At 72.5% G+C, this 6,254-nt stretch carries 5 protein-coding genes; 2 read left to right on the top strand and 3 right to left on the bottom strand.

The genetic code is table 11. From position 1 onward, the window contains the following. The 3 genes from ABNT58_RS20495 to ABNT58_RS20485 all read right to left on the bottom strand — a co-directional run. Nucleotides 1-1,499: methyl-accepting chemotaxis protein (locus ABNT58_RS20495; RefSeq protein ID WP_348755267.1), on the bottom strand; the 1,499-nt coding region annotated here is incomplete at its 3' end. A gap of 85 nt (nt 1,500-1,584) precedes the next feature. Next, nucleotides 1,585-3,003, bottom strand: a complete 1,419-nt coding sequence (locus ABNT58_RS20490) for a hypothetical protein (protein WP_348755266.1) — start codon at nt 3,001-3,003, stop codon at nt 1,585-1,587. Continuing rightward, nucleotides 3,000-4,271 carry a PEP-CTERM sorting domain-containing protein gene (locus ABNT58_RS20485; RefSeq protein ID WP_348755265.1) on the bottom strand — a complete coding sequence of 424 codons (1,272 nt, stop codon included), beginning with the start codon at nt 4,269-4,271 and terminating at the stop codon, nt 3,000-3,002. The genes ABNT58_RS20490 and ABNT58_RS20485 overlap by 4 nt, the downstream gene beginning before the upstream one ends. A gap of 90 nt (nt 4,272-4,361) precedes the next feature. On the opposite strand from ABNT58_RS20485, the gene ABNT58_RS20480 reads away from it, so the two are divergent. Together ABNT58_RS20480 and ABNT58_RS20475 are read left to right on the top strand one after the other, a co-directional pair. After that, the gene (locus tag ABNT58_RS20480; RefSeq protein ID WP_348755264.1) at nt 4,362-5,330 is read left to right on the top strand and encodes a LysR family transcriptional regulator; all 969 of its coding nucleotides are present in this window, start codon (nt 4,362-4,364) and stop codon (nt 5,328-5,330) included. Beyond that, on the top strand, nt 5,327-6,254 hold a 928-nt coding region (locus tag ABNT58_RS20475), incomplete at its 3' end, for a tripartite tricarboxylate transporter substrate binding protein (RefSeq protein WP_348755263.1). The genes ABNT58_RS20480 and ABNT58_RS20475, both read left to right, overlap by 4 nt.

Genomic DNA, 6,254 nt, shown 5'->3' with positions numbered 1-6,254 from the left:
TCCTGCAGGCTGGCGGTGGCGGCGGTGGACTCTTCCACCAGCGCGGCGTTCTGCTGCGTCATCTGGTCGAGCTGGCTCACGGCCGTGTTCACCTGGCCGATGCCGTCGCGCTGCTCGGCGGTGGCCACGGTCACCTCGCCGATCATGTCGGTCACGCGCTGCGCGCTGGTGACCACGTCGTTCATCGTGCCGCCGGCTTCCTGGACCAGCGTGGTGCCGTGCGCCACCTTCTCCACCGAAGCGGCGATCAGCGACTTGATCTCGCGCGCGGCCTCGGCCGAGCGCTGCGCCAGCAGCCGCACTTCACCGGCCACCACCGCGAAGCCGCGGCCCTGTTCGCCGGCACGGGCGGCTTCCACCGCGGCGTTCAGCGCCAGGATGTTGGTCTGGAAGGCAATGCCGTCGATGGTGCTGGTGATGTCGGCCACCTTGCGCGAGCTGGCATTGATCTCGTCCATCGTGGACACCACCTGCGACACCACCTGGCCGCCCCGGCGCGCGGCGTCCACGGCCGAGGCTGCCAGCTGGTTCACCTGGGCCGACATGTCGGCGCTTTGCTGCACGGTGGCGGTCAGCTCTTCCATCGAGCTGGCGGTCTCCTGCAGGTTGCTGGCCGTCTGTTCGGTGCGGGCGCTCAGGTCGTGGTTGCCGGTGGCGATCTGGCTGCTGGCGGTGGAGATGCTGTCCACCACGCTGCGCACGTCGTTCAGCGCCCGCTGCAGCGCGCTGCGCATGGTGTCGATGGCGCGCAGCAGCTGGCCGGTTTCGTCCTTGGCGTAGTGCTGCTGCGGCGTGCCGCTCAGGTCCATCGCGGCCACGGCGCTGGCCATGGCTTCGGCCTGGCGCAGCGGGCGCACGATGCTGGTGGCCAGCTGCCAGGCCAGCAGGGCGCCCAGCGCGGTGGCAAAGCCGGCGCAGGCCATCAGCAGCGTGGCGGTGCGTGCGGTCAGGTCGGCGCTTTCCTTGGCCGCCTGGTCGAGGTAGCTGCGCTGCAGGTCGGAGATGCGGGTGACCGCGGCCAGGTAGGCCTTGGAGGTGGGCTCGAAGCGCTCGTCGAACAACTTGCTGGCACCGGCCAGGTCACCGGCCTGCTTGAGCTTGCTCACCTCGTTGCGGGCGGCCAGGTAGGCGGTGCGCAGCTTGCCGGCTTCTTCGAAGAGCTGGCGCTCCTCGGGCGTGTTCATCGCCTTGTCGATCTGTTCCTGCAGCACGTTGGTGTCGGCGATCGACTGCTTGGTGGCAGGAGCGAAGTAGTCGATCAGGCTGTTGTCGCTGCTCTTGGCGATGGCCGCGGCGCGCTGCACGCCGGCGGTGGTGTTGCGCAGCCAGTCGGCGGTGGCGCGCTCGGTGCGGGCGTTGTCGGTGACCATGTGGTCCACCTGCACGCCGATCTGGCGCAGCTTGAAGAAGGCAAACAGGCTGCTGGCCAGGCACAAGGAGAGGATGACGCCCAGCACGACTGCAAGTCGTTTGCCGATCGACAGATTGTTCAAGAACATCGGTACTTCCTGGTCGATGATGCTGGCGGCCCCCTGTGGCAGCCAGCGGAACCATCGTTGTCGGCAGGAAGTGCCGAAAATGTAACTATTTCGGCCCGACTGTCCTTTCGGGCACACGGGTGGCCAGGGGCGGCGGCCGGTACCCGGGCTGGAAACGGCAGCCCGGGCCGAAGCGCGGCGCCAACGCTTCGCAGCGGTCGGCCACGGCCTGCGGCGTGGGCGCCTGGCCGGTGCTCAGCCAGGCTTGCAGCGCGTCCAGCAGGGCGGGGTACACCGGGTCGGCCAGGTAGCTGTGGGTGTCGTGCGCGGTGAAGGTCTGCACCAGGTGGCCGGCGGTACCGGCGGCCACCATGGTGCGGCGGAAGCTGTCGTCCATCTCGACAAAGGCGGTGGGGTCGTCGATGCCATGCACCGTGAGCACCGGCACCGGGATGCGGCCGGTGAGGTCGGTGTCGGCCGCGAAGCGCGCCACCGCGGCCGGGTCGGCGCGGTAGCGGGCCACCGCGGCGTTCAGCGCCTCGTCATCGGCCGAGCCGGTGTAGCGCACGCCCTCGTTGCTGAAGACGCTGCCGCCGCCGCTGCGGTGCTCGGCGATGTCCTGGAAATGCCAGGTGGCCCACGACAGGTGGCTGAACACCGACGAGGCCGGTATGCGGATGACCTGGGTCAGCGTGTCCAGCTTGCGCCGCTGCTCGGCCGTGCGCTGGGCGGCCGGCTGGTCCAGGCCCAGGCAGTCGTTGACGCGGCTGCGCAGCTCGGCCTGCGTCATGCGCGCACCGGCCGGCAGGCCTTGCCACAGCGGGTAGGCGGCTTCACCCGGGCGCGGATGGTTGCCGCACAGCGCCTGGTACACCACCCGCAGGTCGAGCCGGAACTGGTAGGCCTGGCTGCCGCCGGCCAGCACGCCGCTGGTCAGCAGCACCGCGTCGTAAGGGCGCCGGCCGGTGGCATCACGGGTGTAGGTTTCGGCGGCCTTGGCGGCCACGCTGGCGCCCCACGACTGGCCGTGCAGCAGCGTGCGGCGCGGCGCACCCACCTGCTGCACGAAGAGCTGGCGCAGCCGCTCGGTGTCTTCGGCGGCGGCGCGCACCGCCACGCCGCCCTGGCGGAAGCTGGAGCCGGCCCAGGCATAGCCGGCGCGCGGCATGATGGCCCAGCGCTGCAGGTCTTCCACCGTGCGGGCCAGCGTGGGCGCGCCCAGCGAAGGGCCGCCATGCGCATGCAGCACCAGGTCGCCCTGGCCGGGTTGCCAGCCGGCCGGCAGCGCGATCAGGTAGAAGGCGCCGGCCGAGTCGCGGCCGCTGAGGCAGCGGGTGCCCGGCGCCTGCTGCAGCACGTCGGCCGGGCAGGGCATCGGCGTGGCGGCGGCCTCGGGCGAGAACACCGGCACGTCGGCCGCGCCGGTGGAAGTTGCGGGGTCGGGTTGCCCGCCCAACTGGGCGCAGCCGGCCAGCAGCACCGCCAGTGCAGTGGCGGCCAGGGACATGCAGCGGCTGCGCATCATCGGGTACCTCCTTCAGCGGGGGCTCGGCGGCGCCGCACCCAGGCGCCCAGCGCGGCCAGGCCGCCCAGCATCAGCGCATAAGTGCCAGGCTCGGGCACCGGCGGCGCAAAGCCCAGCTGCAGGCTGGCCACACGTTGCAGCGCCAGCGCATCGGCCTGGCCGATGCCCAGGTCCCTGGCCGCGATCTCGGCGCCGCCCAGGCTGGCCGGATCGACGCCGGTGACGGTGCCGAACAGCGTGAGCGCGCTCAGGTACGAGCCGTACTTGCTGGCATGGGTGCCGTCGTCCCACCACAGGTCCACCTTGCCGTCGGTGGCGGCGTCGGGCGCATACATGTCGCGGGTGGCCACGCCTTCGGTCACCGCGCGCATGAAGCTGTCGCCCACCGGCGCCACGCCGGCAAAGCCCGGCTTGCTGGCGGCCAGGCCGTAGTAGGCGTCGTGCAGGTCGTTGGTCATCGCCTCCAGCGTGGGGTAGAACGAGGTGGCCGGCGTGGTGGTGAAGCTGACTGCGCCGGTGACTGGGTCGGTGACGGTGGTGAAGGGCGCGTTCACCAGGTTGGGCCGGGCCCAGGTCTGGTACAGGTACAGCTGGGTGTCGGCGCTGGCATTCGGGTTGGCCGGGATGTTGCGCAGCAGGTTGCAGGTGCCGGCGCTGGCGCCGGTGGCCGCCTGGCAGGCGGCGGTGCTGCCGCCGATCAGCTCACGCTCGCGGTAGCTGGTGGCCCGGCCGTCGTGCACGAAGCGCTCGATCTGGCCGGCATAAGCCTCGAAGTAGGCGGGGTTGGAAGCCAGCCCGGGCTGGCGGGGCAGCGCTTCGTCGCTTTGCTCCTGCAGCACCACCTGGTCCCACTTTTTGGAAGCGATGTTGCCGCGCAAGTCCCAGTCGGCCGGGTTGCTGTTGAGGTAGTGGCCGCGCAGCGAAGCCGCGTTGCGGGTGGACAGCGCCACGTCGTAGTCCAGCCCGGCCTGCACCGTGAACTGCTTGAAGATGCCGGCGACGCCGCCCCAGGGGTGCGGCTCGAAGGCGTTGCTGCCGGTGGCGTTGGCGGCCCACATCGCGGCGGTGAGGTCGGTGACGTTGCCGGCGTTGTAGCTCATCACCGGGTCGACCCGGCCGAAGGTGTAGCTGTTGCCCACGAAGAGGATGCTGGTGGCCGCCAGCGCGGGTGCGGTGGCCAGGCCGGCCAACAAGGCGGCTGCCGTGGTGGCCAGCGTGCCGATGGCGTGGACGGCGCGGCGGGTGGGGCGGTGGGCATGGGGCGGCATGTTGTCTCCTGCTGTGTTGTGCCCGCAGGCTAGGGGCAGCCGCCGCCAAGGTCAAATATACCGGGCGCGCCCTGCTGATACGATTTGCATATGGACTTGCGCCACCTGCGCTATTTCGCCGCCGTCGCCGAGGCGGGCCACATGACCCGCGCTGCCGCCGCGCTGGGCATCCAGCAGCCGCCGCTGAGCCAGCAGATCAAGGCGCTGGAAGCCGAGCTGGGCCTGCAGCTGCTGCGACGCCACCCCAAGGGCGTGAGCCTGACGGCCGGCGGCCGCGTGCTGCTGGCTGAAGCCAAGCGCCTGCTGGCCGAGGTGGAGGCGCTGCGCCAGCGCATGGCCCGCGTCGCGCGGGGCGAAGAGGGCCGGCTGGCGGTGGGCTTCACCAGCTCGGCCGCGGCCCATGCCTTCACGCCGCAGGCGCTGCGCGAATGTCGGCGCCGCCATCCCGGCATCGAGCTGGATCTGAGCGAAGACCACGCCGCCGCGCTGACGGAGGCGGTGGCCGCCGGCCGGCTGCACTGCGGCTTTCTGCGGGTGCCGGTGGTGCGCCCGCCCGGCCTGCGCTTTGCCACCCTGCTGGAAGAGCCGGTGCTGGTGGCACTGCCGGCCGACCACCCGTTGGCGGCCCGGCCCGAGCAGCCGCTGCGGCTGGCTTCGCTGGCCGGTGAGCGGCTGGTGCTGGTGCGCCGGCCGGGCGCGCCGGGCCTGTATGCCAACCTGCTGGCGCTGTGCCACAAGCAGGGCGTGGCGGTGACGGTGGCAGCGGAAGTGGAGCGGATGATGAGCAACCTCAACCTGGTGGCGGCGGGCGTGGGCGTGTCGGTGGTGCCGGCCTCGATGCGCGGCACCCATGGCGGCGCCATCGTCTACCGGCCGCTGGCTGGCGCCAGCGCACTGCGTGCCCCCTTGAGCCTGGTGTGGCGGGCGGGCGAAGAAGCCGGCGGCGAGGGTGAGGCGGTGGCTTCCTTCATCGCGCTGGTGATGGCGCTGGCCCAGGCGGGTCAAGCGCCCGCGGCGGCCCGCACGGCAGCGCGGCGCACGAAGGCGGCGGCCGCATGAGCTGGCGTTCACCCCGGCCGTGTGAACGGAGCGCTGGCGACCATGGGTTGCACCTGCTGCGGCGCCGCCAGCTGCTGGCCTGGGGCGCCGCGCCGCTGGCCGGTGGCCTGGCCGCGCTGGGGTCGGGCACGGCCCTGGGCCAGGGCTGGCCGGCCGGGCCGCTGCACCTGGTGGTGGCCTATCCGCCCGGCGGCGTCAGCGATGCGGCGGCGCGGCTGCTGGCCGAGCCGCTGTCGGCGCGCCTGGGCGTGCCGGTGCTGGTGGAACACCGAGCCGGCGCCGGCGGTGCGGTGGCGCTGGCCGCGCTGGCGCGCGCGGCGCCCGACGGGCAGATGCTGGTGTTCTCGGCCATCAGCCCGCTGACCAGCCCCGAGGCCGATGCCCCTGGCACCGTGGCGCTGCGGGCGCAGCTGGCGCCGGTGATGAGCGTGATGGCCACGCCGGTGCTGGTGGCCGGCACCTCGGCCCTGGCGGGTGACGACTTCGCGGCACTGCTGGCCGCCGCCCGCCGGCCCGAGGGCCTGCGCTGGGCCACCTCGGGCCCGCGCACCGTGGGCCACCGCGTGCTGGAAGCGGTACTGCGTGCCGCGGGTGGCCAGATCACCCACGTGCCTTACAAGGGCGGCGGCCAGCAGATCACCGATGCGTTGGGCGGGCAGTTCGAGGTGCTGTCCACCAACGTGGGCCCGCAGCAGCTGGCGCATTGCCAGGCCGGGCGGCTGAAACCGCTGGCCGTGGGCGCGCCGGCCCGGCTGCCGGTGCTGCCCCAGGTGCCCACGCTGGCCGAGCTGGGGCTGCCGCAGGCCAACCTGGTGTCGCTGTTCGGCCTCTTCGCACCCGCCGGCACGCCGGGCATGCGGCTGCAGCGGCTGAACGAAGAACTCAACCGCGCGCTGCGCCAGCCCCCGCTGCGCGCCGCCCTGC

This window comes from uncultured Aquincola sp., assembly GCF_964001545.1.
GTDB lineage: Bacteria > Pseudomonadota > Gammaproteobacteria > Burkholderiales > Burkholderiaceae_C > Aquincola.
This window is presented reverse-complemented; position numbering and strand designations above follow the sequence as displayed.